Below are 18,234 nucleotides of genomic sequence, written 5' to 3'. Positions count from 1 at the left end.
AAATAATCAATTACGATTTTAAAAATGCTCTTCAAATTTTTTTGAAGAGCATTTTTGTTATGTATAATTTTAAACTTTGATAGGTATAAGTATCTTTGTGATTTCAAAATTGGTACACACAGATTTAAAAGTACAAAAAATGACTGATAACGTAAGAGTACGCTTTGCTCCAAGTCCTACAGGACCTTTACACATAGGTGGTGTTAGAACCGCTTTATTTAATTATTTATTTGCTAAAAAACATAATGGAACTTTTGTTTTACGTATTGAAGATACTGATCAAACTCGTTATGTGGCTAACGCAGAAAAGTATATCATAGATTCATTAGAATGGTGTAATATACCTTTTGATGAAGGGCCAGGTAAAAATGAAAAGTTTGGACCATACCGTCAGTCAGAAAGAAAAGAATTATATAAACAGTATGCTAATCAATTAATTGAAAGCGGATGGGCTTATTATGCATTTGATACTGCTGAAGAGTTGGATGCACATCGTAAACAGCATGAGGCAGAAGGGAAAACCTTTATTTATAATTGGCACAATCGTGAAAAACTTCAAAGTTCATTAGGATTATCTAAAGAAGAGGTTACAGCTAAATTAGAAGCTGGTGAAAAATATGTAGTACGTTTTAAAACTCCACAAGATGAAGTTTTAATTATGCAAGATGAAATTCGTGGTACAATAAAAATAGATACGAATACCTTAGATGATAAAGTACTGTATAAATCAGATGGTATGCCAACATATCATTTAGCTAATATTGTTGATGATCATTTAATGGAAATTTCTCATGTAATTCGTGGAGAAGAATGGTTGCCATCTATGCCATTGCATATACTTTTGTATAAAGCTTTTGCTTGGGAAGCGCCTAAATTTGCACATTTACCACTTATTTTAAAACCAGTTGGAAAAGGAAAATTAAGTAAACGTGATGGTGATAAATTAGGCTTTCCTGTATTTCCTTTAGAATATACTAATGAGCAAACAAGAGATGTTTCACGTGGTTATAAAGAAGATGGATATTTTCCAGATGCATTTATAAATATGTTGGCTTTTTTAGGATGGAACCCTGGTACTGAACAAGAATTATTTTCATTACAAGAATTAGTAGAAAATTTTGATTTAACTAGAGTTAGTAAGTCTGGAGCAAAATTTAGTCCTGAAAAAACTAATTGGTTTAATCAGCAATACATGCAACAAAAATCAAATTCAGAATTAACAGCACTGTTTTCATTAATTTTAAAGGAAAAAGGAATTGAAAAAGACAATGAATATATTGAAAAAGTAGTTTCGTTAATTAAGGAAAGAGCAACATTTGTAGCTGATTTTTGGGAGTTATCTAACTTTTTCTTTGTTAATCCAAGCGAATACGATGCAAAAGCAAGTAAAAAACAATGGAAAGAAGGAACTCCAATATTAATGGAAGAATTAATAACTGTAATTTCTAGTATTGAAGATTTCACTTCTGAGAACATTGAAAAAATAGTTAAAGAATGGATTACTTCAAAAGAAGTAGGTTTTGGTAAAGTAATGCAACCTTTACGATTAAGTTTAGTAGGAGCTTTAAAAGGGCCTCACTTATTTGATATAATTGAAATGGTTGGTAAAGAAAATACCATTCAACGTTTACAGAATGCAGTAAATAAATTATAAACAAAAAAGAGCGGTTTTAAACCGCTCTTTTTTTTGTTTATATTGTAAGTGTTAATTACATGATCCAGATGATCTAGCTGCGTGATTACCACCTTCAAATAGATTATTCCAATCTAATTTAATTATTATACTTAAGGCACCTTGTATATGAGAACGCATGCTTTCATAACTTTCTAAAGAATGCTTGTAATATACTTGAGGATTAATTCCTATTCTATCAGAAACCCAATAAATACCACCCGCACCAATGTTAAAAGTAGGTGTCATTTTACGTTCTGAATCTACAATACTTCCACCAACAAAAAGGTACGGACTAAAATTATTTAAAATTGCATCAAAATTGTAACGTATTGAAGCATCCATTGAAAAGTATTTAACAGAGTTTGTCATAATACCAACATCATTTATGGTATTAAATGAAATAGCACCATCAACAGATAAACGCTCACCAATAGGCATTGTTAAATTTAATCTAGGTGTTTGAAAAATATATTGATCACCAATATAACCAGCATCACTTTCATTAAATTTTGTAATACCAAAACCTACACCAATTTGCCATGACTCATTTAAGTTTTGCGAAATGATAGATGTTGTTAATGAACAACAAAATAGTACTAAGAAAAACGTTGATTTCATAAGGGAGGAGTTTATACTAAAAACTAAATTTATGTAAATTTAGTATATAATCAAATTAAATTTACCTTTTTTATAGCTTCGGTAAAAGCATCAAGCTCATTATTATTTAATATTAAGTGTATAGCTTCATCACAAACTTTTTCTACATTATCAGTAGGAAATTGTAAAGCAACAGCAATTTTACGCATAATAATTACTTCATCTCTATCAACGCTTTCATCAGCAAAAATCATTTTTGTTAATCGGTATAAACGTTCAATACGTTCATCATAACTTACTGGAGGATTTACAGGAAATTTTTCAGGATTCTTTAAAATTTCTGTATACTCTTCAGAACTAATATTTAATTTTACTGCAGCTCTATCTAATAATTTTTGTTCTCCTTCTGAAATCACATTATCAATCTTTGCTATTTTAACTACACTTGCAAAATGACCTATTTCTTGTTTGTGTTTTCCACTTGCATATAAATCTGATATAGACATAATTTTTTTATTTTTTTAATTAATGTAAAAGTAAACAATCTTGTATTTTTTAGAAGCGCAATTTTAAAAAAAGTCACAAACAAAAAAATGTAAATTTTTGCAAAATCTATCACTAAAATTCATTATCAATTTTTCTTATACGATGTTTTAAATAGTATAAAAATGATTAATTAAAACGGCTCTTTTTAATGCGCTTTTTAAGAAAGTTTTAAAAAAAGGAGATAGATTAGTTACAGTTGATATTATCACTTAAAAAAATATGGTTAAAATCTATTTTTTTAATAAACAAGGGATATTTATGAAAATAAGAAACTTGTTGATGTAACGAAATGATGAAAACTAAACTATCTTTTTTTATTATGAAAGAGTAAAATATTAAAAACTATTTTTTTTAAAATAAGTAAGCTATTTGAAATAATGAAAAATATTCGAAAGCCAAACAACTTTTTAAAATTTTAGAAATAATATATTACTTTTGTAAGTATATAGATTTTGAGGTTTGATAATGGAAAAACATAATGTAAGTATTGAGGAACTAGATGGTAAAAATTATCAAATAAGATTAGTTGAACCAGATGATAAAGCAATAATAACCCATTATTTACACAATTTTCATAATGGAGTTTCAAAACACTATAAAGAAAGTGCATTAAAAGCGTTAAAAAGCTTTGTAAAATACAAGCAAGATGAAAACATTTCTATTGTAGAAGAAGAAGCTCTACAACAGCTACTTTTTGAAGTTGAAAATGTTCCTTTTCCAACACCGAAAAAATATACTTTTAAATTTATTGATTTATTTGCAGGAATTGGAGGTTTTAGATTGGCTTTACAAAACGTTGGAGGTAAATGTGTTTATACCAGTGAATGGGAAAAAGCCGCAAAAAAAACTTATCGAGATAATTTTGGTGAAACACCATTTGGTGATATAACAAAAGAAAATACAAAAAATTATATACCAAAAAAATTTGATGTTTTATGTGCTGGTTTTCCATGTCAAGCGTTTTCTATTGCAGGTGAGAGAAAAGGGTTCGCTGACACAAGAGGAACATTGTTTTTTGACGTAGAAGAAATCATAGATAAACATAGACCAAAAGTAGTTTTTCTTGAAAATGTTAAAAATTTAGTTTCTCATGATAAGGGAAAAACATTTAAAACAATCATTGAGATTTTAGAAAAAAAATTAGGCTATAAAGCTTACAGCTCTGTCTTAAATTCAATGACACACGCAAACATACCACAAAATAGAGAGCGAATTTTTATAGTTGCCTTTGATCCAAAACAAGTACCCAACTTTACCACATTTAAATTTCCTGAAAAAATTGAACTTAAAAAAACTATTCACAATATTTTAGAAAAAGGGAAACAAGAAGATAAATATTATTATTCTAAAGACCATCAATATTACCCTGAATTAGATAAAACTATGGTTTCAAAGGATACTGTTTATCAATGGAGAAGAGTTTATGTGAGAGAGAATAAGAGTAACGTATGCCCAACTTTAACTGCTAATATGGGTACAGGTGGACATAATGTTCCTTTAATTAGAGATAATTTTGGGATTAGGAAGTTAACTCCTAGAGAATGTTTTTCATTTCAAGGGTATCCTCAAAATTTTATATTGCCAAATCTTGCAAATAGTAAGTTATATATGCAAGCAGGAAATTCAGTAACAACAACTTTAATAGAGAGAATTAGTTATGAAATATTAAAAGTGTTATAGAATGAGTGTTTGGGAACAATATTCTAAAGAACAAAGAGATGAATATATTAAGTTTTTACAAGTATATGGTGCATTATCGAACTTATTTCGTCAAAAACAAGGTAATTTAATTCCTTATTTAGATTCCAAATTTCAAGAAACAGTTTTTGCAAAAACATTTCAAGGAAAGAATGTTGATATAGGTAACACTCCACATGATGTTTTATCAGTTTTTGGAGATAATAGAATTGGTATTGGTTTAAAAACTTGGATGAGTAGTAAACCTTCTTTTCAAAAAGTAATGCAACTTAAGCGCTATCAGCATGAAATCAATATACTCCAGAATGATATTGAAGCTTTAGCTTTAAAGGTTTCTGAAATTAAAAACGAAAAAATGAAAAGTGACTATGAGCGCTTGGGGTTAATTGAAAACAATAATATTTATCATTATATTACTCGTGATAAAGGGCGTTTTACTATAAACGAATGTGCTTATCCTTTGATTGATATTAATAATCTAAAAGATTTTAATAAAACAAATACATCTTTTACTTGGTCAGACGGAAATAAAGATTATAAATATACATTTGGAGATTCTCAAATATGGCAAAAATTTGATTCTGAAAAATATGGCACTTTAATTTTAAATCAGTTTGATGTTGAAATTATTGATGATCCATTTGAATTTTTAATGAAAGCTTATTTAAGTTTAATTGATTCTTCAAAAGAAATTGAAACAGAAACTATTGAAGTTTATTTGCCTTTATATTCTTACCAAACCCAGGAAGTTGAAGATAAATCTGGATTAAATGCATGGAGAGGTGCACCTAAGGTTAAGGGGAGTAATATCCCAAGACCTCTTAATGAAGTTTATATTCCGATTCCCAGAGAATTTCATAAAAAACATCCAAGTTTTTTTGTAAATGATATTTTTGAGTTTGAGAAAAAACGAAAAAATCACCAAGGAAATAAGAAGGATAAACCAGAAGTGCGTTTTTATTTAGAACTTCCAAACGGTAAAAAAATTCCTTCATTAGTTACTCAAAGTAATACAAAAGCGTTACAATCTGGTAGTAATACTGAAAAAGACAAAAATGGAAAAAGATACGGTCAAAATGCATTAGGACAATGGCTATTAGTTGATGTATTAGGTTTAAAAGAACGAAAAAAAGTAACTAGAGATTGGTTAAAAATGAAGGGAACAGACTCAGTTAGGTTATGGCGAAAAAAAAATGATTACTCTATAATTAATATTGATTTTGCTCCTTTAGGTTCTTTTGAAGCATTTATGAACGATGAACAAATTCCATTGGAAGAATAATTAACAAATTCCTATTCCTCAATTTTTAAACTATATCCTACACCATGAACATTGGTAATTTTAATTGAAGAATCTTCCTTTAACTTTTTACGTAATTTAGAAATGTAGGTGTCTAAACTTCTACCAACAAAAACACCATTGTCTTCCCATACTTTTTTAGAAAGTTCATCACGTTTAATAATTTGATTTGGGCTGTCGGCAAAAATTGCAAGCAATTCACATTCTTTTTTAGAAAGGGTAATTTCAACAGCTTCACGTATCAGTTTATGTTGATCAGGATAAAATCTAAAACTTCCAATAGTAATTCTATTTTTAGAAGAAGTACTTGATGAATGAGTAAGTTTATTTTTTGAAAAAAGGAAATCTAAAAAAACAATTATGATTAGTAGGAGAAATGCTAATAGAAAAATGTGTTTTTTTAAAAATTGTTCTGTTTTGTTGGTAAATTTAACATTAACAGTATAACAAGTATTAGGCAATACTCTGCCTTTACATGGTATAATATCTTTTTCACTATGATTTTTTATTTCATAACTATAAGCAACTTCACTATCAGAGCAACGTAAAATTGCTATTCTATAAAAATTAGGAAGTGATGATTTATCAAAACTATTTTTAATAATTGTTGTTAAATCACTAGGTTCAAAAGACAGATTTTTCTGAAAAGACAGCTTATATTTATAAGAACCTATTTCACGAATAGGTAAAACTAAAGAAGTACTATCATTACTTGAAAGTAATAATTGATTACCTACTGAACGTAATGATACTTTTACTCTTTCAGAAAAATCATTTTCATCAGAATTAAAATAAGAAAAGAATGACCCTAATAATAGAATACTGGCCAAACTACAGTATATATAAATCTTTTTTTTGCTCATAATTTTGGTAAATAACATACAATTATCTGACATTTTACAACTGTTGACACTTCTTTTACACTTTTTTCACACTTATATTTTAAAGCCCTTTTAGTTTTACTTCAAAATATAAATATCATGAAAAATTTTTTAATTGTAATTATCAGTATTATGAGTCTATCAATGAATATTAAGGCTCAAGAAAAATTAATAATAAACACAAAAAGCAGTACCATAAAATGGAATGGATACTATACTTTTTATTTTGGAGGTCATGAAGGAACTATTAACTTTACTGAAGGGTATTTTATTAAAACTAACGATAAAATTACTGGCGGTTCATTTATTATTGATATGAATACTTTAGTGAGTACTGATATTGAAAAAGGTAAAGCGAAGACAAATTTGGAAAACCATTTAAAAGATCCTGATTTTTTTGATGTTCAAAAACACCCTAAAGCAAGTTTGATAATTACAAAAGTGAAATATTTTAAAGATGGAGCGGTTCGAATTGAAGCAAATCTTACCATGAAAAGTATTACAAAACCTATTAACTTTAATGCTACAATGGATTATGATAATAAAAGACTAACAACAAAATTTAAAATAGATAGAAGACGTTGGAAAGTTAACTATACAAGTAAAGTTAGAGATGGAGCAATATCTGATGCTATTGGTTTTGATGTTACCTTACAATTGTAATATAATAGAGAAGAGATTTTCAACTGTATTCTTTGATAAATATTTAAAAATAAATAAAACATGAATAAACTACTTGTAATAACACTACTATTAACAACTATAGGAACATTTGGACAAAAAGAAGAGAACCTTTTGTTAGTAGCAGATAGTACTTGGGGTAAAGAAGTTATTCATTTACCTTTTGGTTTTGCACCAGAAATTGACTTTGAAGGCTATGAAGATATTCGATTTGCAAAAGGCTGGGGTAATATTGAAAGTTCAGAATTTTGGTCGTACGTTTTTGTTTGGAATATAAACTTGCAAGAGAAACCAAATGCTAAATTCTTTCAAGATAATTTGAAGTTATATTTTGATGGATTAATGAAAGCGGTAAATAAAGAAAGAGAAAAAGTGATACCTGAAACACAAGTATCAGTTGTTTTCAAAGGAATAATAAAAGGAATACCTACGTTTACAGGAAAGGTAATTACCCACGATTCTTTCAGAACAAAAAAGTTGATTACACTTCAGGTATCTGTAGAGAGTTTTTATTGTAAAAAAACAAAAAAGTACATGCCCCTTTTTCGATTTTCACCACAACCATTTGAACATCAAATATGGAAAAAACTACATAATGTAAAACTGAAAGAAAACTATTGTCAAAACAAGTAAATTTTTAGAAACTATCTAAAAATAAGCATTGTAAATAAAAATCAGTAACTTGTTAACAGGTCAATTATAAAGAAAATATTTATGAAATCTGTGTATACATTACTGATTTTTGCTTTTTTAAGCATATGTAGTTTTTCACAAAATAAAAAAGCTATTATTCGTGAAGTTAATCAAGAACTTTGGAAACCGTTTAAAAAACACTTTGAAGCTAAAAATTGGAAGGAATTTAACAAGTTACATACCGATGATGTACTACGAGTTAACAGTTATGGTATACGAATGGGTAAGGAGTATAAAAACACAGTAAAGTCATCATATCAAAAAATAAGTACTAGAAAAAGGCAAATAGACTTCAGTTTTGAACAAAGAGTTTATAAAAAAAACATAGGGTACGAAGTAGGATATTATCGCATTAAATACACTGAAAAAAATAAAGAACCTTTTGTTACTTATGGAAGATTTCATGTAGTAATTAACAAACTCAAAAACAAATGGCTTATAATTCAAGATTGGGATACAGATGTTATTAATGGAACAAAAATAACTGCTGAATATTTTAATAAAGGAACACTTTTGATATTTTAAGAATTTTTATACTTAATTTTAATAAAAAAGTGTTTTAAAATGATAAAAAAACTATTTAAAAATATTTTTAAAATTATTAATGAGGAAAAAAAACTGATTGATAATAATGAAGAAAAGAGTCTTGTTTTAGAAAAAGGAAAAGAATCTTCGATCATTGTTCCAGATTTTAAAGAAATTAAAAACTTAAAAATAAAGAAATGGCATGTTAACGAGGGAGATCTAATCAAAGAAGGAGCTATATTATGTGAATTAGAAAATGAAGAAGCTCTTTTAGAGTTTGAAAGTGCTTTTGAAGGTGTAATCCTATATACTTATCCTACCGGAGTCATTGTTTTACCTAATAAAGAAATTTGTAAAATAAAGAGTATTTAAATTATTTTTTTCTTTTAGTTTGAATAATAAAAATGAATATAATTAAAGGAAGAGTAAAAACAAAATATAACCTGTATATACTTAACATAATAAAAGAAATTATAATAATACTAATGAATGTAAGTATATAATGAAATCCTTTTTTTATATTTTTTTGATAATAACCATCAACTATGTATAACCATAATGGAATAGTAGAAATAGAGAAGAGTATAATAGAAAGTAAGTTTTTCATATAGCAATTGTTTAAGAAACCAAAATAGGTGTTTTTTTATATGCAATCAAAATAACTTCAAGGTCATTACAAAAAATAATAATCTTACTTTTGTGTAAAATTTTTTACGTTGAGTAAGCAAACTATTGTAAATCATTACCAACAATCTGGTAAAGTAAAACAGATTGTAAACCAGCTTCAACAAGAACAAAACCATTTTCAAATAACGAATTTGGTCGGTTCTTCGTTGTCTTTTACTATTTCAGAAACTTTTAAACAAGCAGACAAACCCTATTTATTAATTTTTAATGATAAGGAAGAAGCTGCTTATTATCTCAATGATTTAGAACAATTATTGGGAGAAAAAAATGTACTGTTTTATCCAGGTTCTTACAGAAGACCGTACCAAATAGAAGAAACAGATAATGCAAATGTATTATTACGATCTGAAGTATTAAATAGGATTAATTCACGTAAAAAACCAGCAATTATAGTTACGTATCCAACGGCACTTTTTGAAAAGGTAGTTACTAAAAAAGAACTAGAAAAAAACACTTTAAAGTTAGCGGTTAGTGAACAGGTATCTTTAGATTTTGTAAACGAAGTACTGTTTGAATACAATTTTAATCGAGTTGATTTTGTTACCGAACCAGGAGAATTTTCGGTCCGTGGAGGTATTATTGATGTATTCTCATTTTCTAATGACGAACCTTACCGAATTGAGTTTTTTGGTGATGAAGTTGATAGTATTCGATCTTTTGATGTAGAAACACAACTTTCTAAAGATAAATTAAGTAAGGTTAGTATTATGCCTAATGTAGAAAATAAAACTTTGCAAGAAAGCAGAGAGAGTTTTCTAAAATATATTTCTTCAAAAACAATAATATTTGCTAGAAATATTGAATTAATAGGGGCACAGTTAGATAAGTTTTTTCAAAAAGCAGAAATTGCATTTAGTGAATTATCAAAAGAAATAAACCATTCAGAGCCATCAGCTTTATTTAGTAACGGTAATGAAATTAAAAAACAATTAGAGAATTTTACTGTAGCAGAAATTTCATTTCGTTCAGAGTTAAAAAAAGAAAATACTAATAAAGATGTTCTTTTTCACATAAAGCCACAACCCTCGTTTAATAAACAATTCAATGTATTAATTGATAACCTAAACGAAAATCATAATAACGGATTTACCAATTATATTTTTTGTGCGAATGATAAACAAGCACAGCGATTTAAAGATATTTTTGATGATGCTGAACAGGAAGTACATTATGAGACTATTGTATTTCCATTATACCAAGGATTTATAGATGAAGACGAGAAAATTGTTTGCTATACAGATCATCAAATATTTGAGCGTTATTATAAATTTAGATTAAAAAACGGATATGCAAAAAAGCAATCAATCACACTTCAAGAATTAACAAAACTTGATGTTGGTGATTATGTAACACATATTGACCATGGAGTTGGAAAATTTGGAGGATTACAAAAAATTGATGTAGAAGGTAAAAAGCAAGAAGCCATAAAGTTAATATATGGAGATCGTGATATTTTATATGTAAGTATCCACTCGCTACATAAAATATCTAAATTCAATGGAAAAGATGGAAAAGCACCTAAAATATATAAACTAGGATCAGGTGCTTGGAAAAAAGTTAAACAAAAAACGAAGAAACGAGTTAAAGAAATAGCTTTTAACTTAATAAAATTATATGCTAAGAGAAGGTTAGAAAAAGGCTTTGCATTTGGACCTGATACTCATATGCAACACGAATTAGAAGCAAGTTTTTTATATGAAGATACTCCAGATCAATTTACTTCAACTCAAGATGTAAAAGCTGATATGGAAAAAGAACAACCAATGGATCGATTGGTTTGTGGTGATGTTGGATTTGGAAAAACTGAAATTGCCATACGAGCAGCATTTAAAGCTGTAGATAATGGAAAGCAAGTGGCAGTGTTAGTGCCAACTACTATTTTAGCGTTTCAGCACTTTAAAACCTTTTCTAGTCGATTAAAAGACTTTCCGGTTACAATTGATTACTTAAATAGATTTAGGACCGCAAAACAACGAAAAGGAGTTTTAGAAGGAATTGCAGAAGGAAGTGTAGATATAGTTATAGGAACGCATCAGCTAACAAATAAGAGTATTAAATTTAAAGATTTAGGATTGTTAGTTATTGATGAAGAACAAAAGTTTGGAGTTTCTGCTAAAGATAAATTGAAAACGATTAAAGAAAATGTTGATACACTAACACTAACAGCAACACCTATACCACGTACATTACAATTTAGTTTAATGGCTGCACGTGACTTATCAGTAATTAAAACACCACCACCAAATCGTCATCCTATTGAAACAAACGTAATTCGCTTTACTGAAGAAACTATACGTGATGCTATTTCTTATGAGGTTTCTAGAGGGGGGCAAGTATTTTTTATTCATAATCGAATAGAAAATATTAAAGAAGTAGCAGGTTTATTACAGCGTTTAGTCCCTGATGCTAAAATTGGTATTGGACATGGACAAATGGAAGGTAAGAAGTTAGAAGAACTCATGTTAGGATTTATGAATAATGAGTTTGATGTATTGGTGTCTACTACGATTATTGAAAGTGGATTAGATGTTCCAAACGCAAATACAATATTTATAAACAATGCAAATAATTTTGGGCTGTCTGATTTACATCAAATGAGAGGTCGTGTAGGGCGTTCTAATAAAAAGGCTTTTTGTTATTTCATAACACCACCGTATCATCATATGACTGAAGATGCTCGTAAAAGAATTCAAGCACTAGAGTTATTTTCTGATTTAGGTAGTGGATTAAATATAGCTATGAAAGATTTAGAAATTCGTGGTGCTGGTGATTTATTAGGAGGTGAGCAAAGTGGTTTTATTAATGATATTGGTTTTGATGCGTATCAAAAAATACTTCATGAAGCTATTGAAGAACTGAAAGAAAATGAGTTTAAAGAGCTTTATAATACAGAAGATAAAGGCCCTAAAGAATATGTAAAAGAAGTCCAAATTGATACTGATTTTGAAATCCTATTTCCTGATGATTACGTAAATTCTGTGTCTGAACGATTAAGCTTGTATAATAAACTATCTAACCTAACTACTGAAGAAGAACTATTGGTATTTGAGAGTGAAATTATTGATCGTTTTGGAGAATATCCAACACAAGTTGCCGATTTATTAGACAGTGTTCGTATAAAGTGGTTAGCGAAAGAGTTAGGCTTGGAAAAAATGATTTTAAAACAAAAACGAATGATTGGGTATTTTGTTTCTAATCAGCAAAGCGATTTTTATCAAACAGAAGCTTTTTCTAAGATGCTACAGTATGTTCAAAAACATTCAAAAAGTTGTGTTATGAAAGAAAAGGAAACCAAAAATGGTTTACGTTTATTAATCACGTTTATTAAAATAGATTCAGTAAATAAAGCGTTGAAAACGTTGCAAGATATTTAAACAAATGGAATTTAATTTATTGTTAAAATCTCTACATAAACATATTGAACTAAGTAAAGAAGAAGAAGAGTTTTTTGTTTCTTTAGTAAGCTATAAAAAAATTACTAAAAAAGAAAAACTGTTAATTTCAGGGGGTACATGTTTATCTAAATTTTTTGTAGTAAAAGGTTGTATAAGAAAATATTATATAAATACAGAAGGAAAAGAAAGAGTTTTTGAATTTGGTATAGAAAATCAATGGATTTTAGATATGCAAAGTTTTTGGAAAGAGACATCTTCTATTTATACAATAGAAGCTATTGAAAACACTGAAGTTTTTGAATTAAAGAGATCAGATATAGATAAATTATTAATAAAAGTTCCAAAGTTTGAACGTTACTTTAGGTTGTTAGGAAATGAAATGTTGTATAAAAAAGAGAGAAGAATAAAACAAAGTCTTTCTTGTTCAGCTAAAGAAAGATATAATGACTTTTTAAGTGATTACCCAAAAATTGAGTTGAGGTTATCACAAAGGCAAATAGCCTCTTATTTAGGAGTAAGTCCAGAGTTTTTGAGTTCACTTCGTAATAAAAATGAAACAACAAAACCTTAATACAGATTAAGATTTTGTTGTTTAATCGGGGCTACTTTTGATAAAAAAATCAAAAAAATGACAATACCCGATCTAACAAATGTTTTACTATTTATTATAGCTTCTATTTTTTTAATAATTACACCTGGACCAGCTATTGTTTATATTATAGCACGAACAGTAGAAAAAGGATATAAAGCTGGAATATTATCTGTATTGGGTATTGAAGCTGGAACATTTATTCATGTTGTTGCGATAACCATAGGGTTTTCAGAAATTTTAATCCATTCTAGATTTGGGTTTACTATACTAAAATATGGAGGTGTGTTTTATTTAATAATTTTGGGAATGAATAAGATACTTAAAACTAAAGGGATTTCAAAGAAGAAAAAAAAGACAAAAGAGCCATCAAAGAATGTGTTTTTTGGCGGTCTTATTATTAGTTTTTTTAACCCTAAATCTATTTTGTTTTTTATCGTTTTTCTACCTCAGTTTATAACAATTTCTAAAAAGGGAGAAGCGTCCCAAATATTATTTCTGGGATTAATTTTTATATTAATAGCAATACTTTGGGGAATTTTTGTAGTATCAATATATACTAAATTTATAAAGTATTTTAAAAGAGATTTTTTTAAGCCAAATACTCAAAGTTACGTTATTGGAGCTATTTATATAGGTATAGGATTGTTTTCTTTAATGTTTTTCACTAAAATGTAACTTTCACTAATATGGCATCAATATTTGGACATGCACTAACGGCTGTAGCTTTAGGAACTAGCTTTTCAAAAACCATTCAAAATAAAAAGTTTTGGATATTAGGCATTATTTGTTCCATTTTACCTGATGCTGATGTAATGGGATTTAGTTTTGGTATTAAGTATGAAAGCTTTTGGGGGCATCGAGGCTTTTCTCATTCTTTTGTATTCTCAATTTTACTAGGAGGAGTTATTACATTTCTCTTTTACAGAAAACATTTTTTGACTAAAAAGGGAGTGTTATATATATTTTTTTTTACACTTTGTACGATGTCTCATGCTATATTAGATGCCTTAACTAATGGTGGGCTAGGAGTAGCCTTATTTTCTCCTTTTGATAATACACGTTACTTTTTTTCATGGAGACCAATTCAAGTTTCCCCAATTGGAGCTAGTAAATTTTTTAGTAAATGGGGGTTAAGAGTTATTTATAGTGAACTTATTTGGATTGGTATTCCTGCTATTTTATATATTGCACTGAACTTATTTAATAGGCGAAAACAAAGCACCAATGCAAAACAATCACATTAAAAATATTTTAGGATTATTATTAGCCACACTTTTTATAAGTACTTCTGGTGTTTTAGGTAGGTATATTGCTATGCCTTCAGAAGTAATTATATGGTTTCGTTCATCTTTTGCTATGGTATTTTTATTTGTGTTTTGTAAATATAAAAAAATAGATATTCGCATAAAATCATCCAAACATTATGGACCATTTATTGTTGGTGGTGTTTTTATGGCTGCACACTGGATTACCTATTTTTATGCTTTAAAATTATCAAATGTTGCCATTGGAATGTTGTCTCTATATACATTTCCGGTTATGATTGCTTTTTTAGAACCTTTGTTTTTTAAAATAAAATTTAATCCTATTTACCTTGTTTTAGGGGTTTTAGTTTTGGCTGGTTTGTATATTTTATCGCCAGATTTTAATCTCGAAAATTCAAATGCACAAGGCATTTTGTTTGGATTATTGTCGGCCCTGTGTTATTCAATAAGATTGCTAATTTTAAAGCAATACGTACTTCAATACAATGGAGTAATGTTAATGTTTTATCAAACACTAATAATAACAATATGTTTACTGCCAGTATTGTTTTTTATGGATATTTCAGGTTTTCAAACTCAATGGCCATATTTATTATTGTTAGCATTGCTAACAACCGCTATTGGTCATAGTTTAATGGTACATTCGTTACAGTTTTTTTCAGCATCAACTGCAAGTATTATAAGTAGTGTACAACCTATATTTGGTATTATATTGGCTTTTTTCTTCTTAAAAGAGATGCCTACTATCAATACCTTTATAGGAGGTAGTTTAATTTTAGCTACTGTTGTTATTGAAAGTATAAGGAGTAAGAGAAAGTAACTTATAAACTATTGGATAATAGGGATTAAATTATTTTGTAAGGGCTGTTTTTTAGTTTCGTCTAACGATACAACTAAAAACTACCTATCATGCTAAAACTAAAAACTACCTTCTTTGGGTCAGCTATGCTTTTGTGCTTTTCATTTGTAGCAAAAGCTCAAACTCCAATTAGTGGATTTTATCCTCAAAAAAACAGCTTTACTATTGCTATGAGTTACTCTAATAAAAGTTACGATAAGTTTTATCGTGGAGCTACTTTAACCGACACTAATCCAGCTAATTTAGGAGAGATTTCTTCGTCTATTGTAAGTGTTTATGGAGAGTACGGAATAAATAATTGGCTATCTGCCATTGCTTCTTTTCCATACATCTCAGTAAAAAGTGGTGAAGGTAATGTAGATCCTGTCCATCAAAAAAATAAGGTAAGTGGTATTCAAGATTTATCTCTTTTTTTGAAAGCAAGGTTATTTGAAAAAAACTTTGATGATGGTGGTAAATTTTCTTTTGGTGGTTCCACTGGAATTAGTTTTCCTCTTAGTAATTATGAAGGAAACGGTATTTTATCAGTAGGAAATAAAGCAACTGCTATTGATGGTTTAGTTGTTGCTCAATACACAACAAACTTTAATTTATTTGCTGAATTACAATCAGGATATAGTATTAGAAGTAATTCTGACTTTACAATCCCTAATGCATTATTGTATAGTGTAAAACTTGGTTATTATAACGAGTGGATATATGCACATGCAAAGTTAGGTATTCAAGATGCTACATCAGGTTATGATATTGGATCTGCTGAGTTTGGAGCTAACGGAGGGCCTCTTGCTTTATCGCAAACAGAGGTTGATTATACTAACTTTTCTTTTGATGTATATGTTCCAGTTTTTAAACACAATTTTGGTGTTTCTGCTGGATATGGATTTAATTTGGATGGACGAAATTTTGGAAATGAAAGAGGTTTCTCTTTAGGGTTAGTGTACAAAAACTAAGGAAAATAAATTTTAATAAGTTAAAAAACGTGTTTGATACCTCAAACACGTTTTTTAGTTGTTTTAATAATGTTTTATTAGGATGTTTATAAAATAGTATCGTACTTTATAAAATGTTTTTAATTAGATATTTAACAATACTAACAATGGTAGTTGTTTTTGGTAGTTGTAATAAAAAAGAAGCTATCATTAACAAAGAAACTATTTTAAAGAAGAGTATTCAGTTTCATGATCCTAAAAATGAATGGGAAACTTCTCATTTTAAAGTACATATTCAAGAGCCAAGAATAAGAAATCCATATAGATACTCGATTGTTGAGTTAAATAATGCCTCTGATTTTTTTGAATTACAACGTAATAGAAATAAACATGTTTCAATTCATAGAATAAATAAAAAAAGTTCTATTACTTTTCTTGATGGAAAAATAATTACAGATTCTGTTTTAGTAAAAAAATATAGATTAGAACCTACGAGAAATAAAGGGTATCATCGATTTTATAAAACCCTTTTAGGCTTACCAATGTCATTGCCTTCTGAAATTAAACAAATAGACTCTGTAGAAGAAACCCTTTTTAATTCTACAAAAAGTTATAAACTATCTATAGAATTACACAAAGAGCTATTTTCAAAACATTGGATATTATATGTAGCAAAAGAAAACTTCAAAATACTAGGTTTGGAAATGATTTTTCCAAATAATCCAGAAAAAGGTGAACGATTAATTTTTGAGGGAAAATATATGATAAATTCAATAAATATCCCTAGAATTCGTCATTGGAGAGAGTTGAATTCTAATTATTCTGGAAGCGATATTTTAATAAAATAAATTAAGAAACTCTCATGTTCTCATAGTTACGTTTTACAAATTGTAATGCGGTTTCTAATATTTCTCCCATATTTGAGTTCTTTTTAAAAAGAACATCTTTGGTGAAATCGAAAATTTGTTGTTTTAATATTTTTACGTTTTTTTCAGTAGAAACTATATCATTTTTCATACAAGAAACTAGTTCTTGAATTCTAGTTTCAGAACTTAGAATACGTTTAGCAACAATAGATCTTTCTTCTATTTTGTATTGATTAATAGAAGCTTCTTGTAGTTTTTGACCTACTAAGGTTACCATAGGGAAGTTTTCTTTGAAAAATTGAGGATAATATACTTTAAACTTACCCTCAAAGCATTGTTGGTCAAAATCAATAGCCCTAATTTTATAAACTACATGGTCAAAATCATGAGTAGGAACAATTACATAATTATAAGAACGCATATCGCCCAATAAACGAATCATACAACGTTCATTAAACTTTACAAACTCTTTAGCAATTTGAGCTTTTTCAGACTCAGTACATTTAGGTAAAAAATCTTTAATAAAATCATCACCAGGTATTCCAGCAATATGTTCTTCAATTAAAGTGTCTTTATATACCAAAAAATTAAGATTGTAGGGAGATAAAATATGTTCTAATTCTAATCCATATATTCTAGAAGCATCTGTTTTTTTTACATAAAAATAAGTATAGTTATCATTTAAAACATTACGAATTTTTACTCTAAAAGGTTTTGAATTACCAAAGGTGCAATAATCAATAGCATCGACATTTAAATAAGGAATGGTATCATCATTACCATTTGAATGTAAAATAGTATATACTTTTTTTAGGCTTAAATCTATCTCTTGACGTTCAAATTCTGAATAATACGTACGTACCCATAAGGTGTCTTCATCGTTTTTATCATAAACCACAATAGATCCTTGAAAACGTAATAAGTCATCATAAAAAATGGGAATTTTAATGTTCCTACTATGCTCAATTAAGTAATTGTTTAATTGATTAGTTACAGGAAACGCAGGTTTTTTTTGCGACATTAATTTTTCTTCAGAAGACATAGA

Annotated in this window: 18 protein-coding genes; 14 read left to right on the top strand and 4 right to left on the bottom strand. The window is 28.2% G+C overall.

Features of this window, described 5'->3' with window-relative positions:
- The first annotated feature begins 139 nt into the window (after positions 1-139).
- Positions 140-1,654: a glutamate--tRNA ligase gene (gene gltX, locus DS884_RS07110; protein WP_113786531.1), complete on the top strand. Its 1,515-nt coding sequence runs from the start codon at positions 140-142 to the stop codon at positions 1,652-1,654.
- A 51-nt stretch (positions 1,655-1,705) separates the two neighbouring features.
- Here the strand turns inward: gltX and DS884_RS07105 are convergent, their stop codons facing one another.
- Positions 1,706-2,293, bottom strand: coding sequence for a hypothetical protein (locus tag DS884_RS07105; protein ID WP_113786267.1), 588 nt, complete (start codon positions 2,291-2,293; stop codon positions 1,706-1,708).
- Positions 2,294-2,343: 50 nt separating this feature from the next.
- Positions 2,344-2,778 carry a TerB family tellurite resistance protein gene (locus DS884_RS07100; protein WP_113786266.1) on the bottom strand — a complete coding sequence of 145 codons (435 nt, stop codon included), beginning with the start codon at positions 2,776-2,778 and terminating at the stop codon, positions 2,344-2,346.
- A gap of 505 nt (positions 2,779-3,283) precedes the next feature.
- Here DS884_RS07100 and DS884_RS07095 point away from each other — a divergent pair.
- Positions 3,284-4,498, top strand: coding sequence for a DNA cytosine methyltransferase (locus DS884_RS07095; RefSeq protein WP_113786265.1), 1,215 nt, complete (start codon positions 3,284-3,286; stop codon positions 4,496-4,498).
- 1 nt (position 4,499) lies between these two features.
- Entirely contained in the window at positions 4,500-5,798 is a 1,299-nt protein-coding gene (locus tag DS884_RS07090) for a restriction endonuclease PLD domain-containing protein (RefSeq protein WP_113786264.1), read from the top strand.
- A gap of 11 nt (positions 5,799-5,809) precedes the next feature.
- Here the strand turns inward: DS884_RS07090 and DS884_RS07085 are convergent, their stop codons facing one another.
- Positions 5,810-6,679: a winged helix-turn-helix domain-containing protein gene (locus tag DS884_RS07085; RefSeq protein ID WP_233487126.1), complete on the bottom strand. Its 870-nt coding sequence runs from the start codon at positions 6,677-6,679 to the stop codon at positions 5,810-5,812.
- A 117-nt stretch (positions 6,680-6,796) separates the two neighbouring features.
- On the opposite strand from DS884_RS07085, the gene DS884_RS07080 reads away from it, so the two are divergent.
- The 11 genes from DS884_RS07080 (at position 6,797) to DS884_RS07025 (ending at position 17,171) form a co-directional block, all read left to right on the top strand.
- Positions 6,797-7,360 (top strand): YceI family protein, encoded by a 564-nt coding sequence (locus tag DS884_RS07080; protein ID WP_113786263.1) that lies wholly within the window; start codon positions 6,797-6,799, stop codon positions 7,358-7,360.
- 60 nt (positions 7,361-7,420) lie between these two features.
- On the top strand, positions 7,421-8,011 hold the full coding sequence (locus DS884_RS07075) for a hypothetical protein (protein ID WP_113786262.1): 591 nt from the start codon (positions 7,421-7,423) through the stop codon (positions 8,009-8,011).
- An 81-nt stretch (positions 8,012-8,092) separates the two neighbouring features.
- On the top strand, positions 8,093-8,596 hold the full coding sequence (locus tag DS884_RS07070) for a nuclear transport factor 2 family protein (protein ID WP_113786261.1): 504 nt from the start codon (positions 8,093-8,095) through the stop codon (positions 8,594-8,596).
- A 39-nt stretch (positions 8,597-8,635) separates the two neighbouring features.
- Positions 8,636-8,968, top strand: coding sequence for a biotin/lipoyl-containing protein (locus DS884_RS07065; RefSeq protein WP_113786260.1), 333 nt, complete (start codon positions 8,636-8,638; stop codon positions 8,966-8,968).
- 344 nt (positions 8,969-9,312) lie between these two features.
- Positions 9,313-12,657 carry a transcription-repair coupling factor gene (mfd, locus tag DS884_RS07055; protein WP_113786259.1) on the top strand — a complete coding sequence of 1,115 codons (3,345 nt, stop codon included), beginning with the start codon at positions 9,313-9,315 and terminating at the stop codon, positions 12,655-12,657.
- Positions 12,658-12,661: 4 nt separating this feature from the next.
- On the top strand, positions 12,662-13,249 hold the full coding sequence (locus DS884_RS07050) for a Crp/Fnr family transcriptional regulator (protein ID WP_113786258.1): 588 nt from the start codon (positions 12,662-12,664) through the stop codon (positions 13,247-13,249).
- Between the two features lie 57 nt (positions 13,250-13,306).
- On the top strand, positions 13,307-13,945 hold the full coding sequence (locus DS884_RS07045) for a LysE family translocator (RefSeq protein ID WP_093869542.1): 639 nt from the start codon (positions 13,307-13,309) through the stop codon (positions 13,943-13,945).
- A gap of 11 nt (positions 13,946-13,956) precedes the next feature.
- A complete protein-coding gene (locus DS884_RS07040; RefSeq protein WP_113786257.1) occupies positions 13,957-14,514 on the top strand; it encodes a metal-dependent hydrolase in 558 nt (185 codons plus the stop codon).
- Positions 14,495-15,355 (top strand): DMT family transporter, encoded by an 861-nt coding sequence (locus DS884_RS07035; RefSeq protein WP_113786256.1) that lies wholly within the window; start codon positions 14,495-14,497, stop codon positions 15,353-15,355. The genes DS884_RS07040 and DS884_RS07035 overlap by 20 nt, the downstream gene beginning before the upstream one ends.
- Before the next feature lie 89 nt (positions 15,356-15,444).
- Positions 15,445-16,344 carry a hypothetical protein gene (locus tag DS884_RS07030; protein WP_113786255.1) on the top strand — a complete coding sequence of 300 codons (900 nt, stop codon included), beginning with the start codon at positions 15,445-15,447 and terminating at the stop codon, positions 16,342-16,344.
- A gap of 113 nt (positions 16,345-16,457) precedes the next feature.
- Positions 16,458-17,171 carry a DUF6503 family protein gene (locus DS884_RS07025; RefSeq protein ID WP_113786254.1) on the top strand — a complete coding sequence of 238 codons (714 nt, stop codon included), beginning with the start codon at positions 16,458-16,460 and terminating at the stop codon, positions 17,169-17,171.
- 1 nt (position 17,172) lies between these two features.
- Here DS884_RS07025 and DS884_RS07020 read toward each other — a convergent pair whose 3' ends face one another.
- Positions 17,173-18,231, bottom strand: a complete 1,059-nt coding sequence (locus tag DS884_RS07020) for a hypothetical protein (RefSeq protein ID WP_113786253.1) — start codon at positions 18,229-18,231, stop codon at positions 17,173-17,175.
- Positions 18,232-18,234: the final 3 nt, after the last annotated feature.

The organism is Tenacibaculum sp. E3R01 (assembly GCF_003318185.1).
GTDB lineage: Bacteria > Bacteroidota > Bacteroidia > Flavobacteriales > Flavobacteriaceae > Polaribacter > Polaribacter halocynthiae.
Note: the sequence above shows the minus strand (reverse complement) of the source record. Positions and strands in the feature narration are given on the sequence as shown.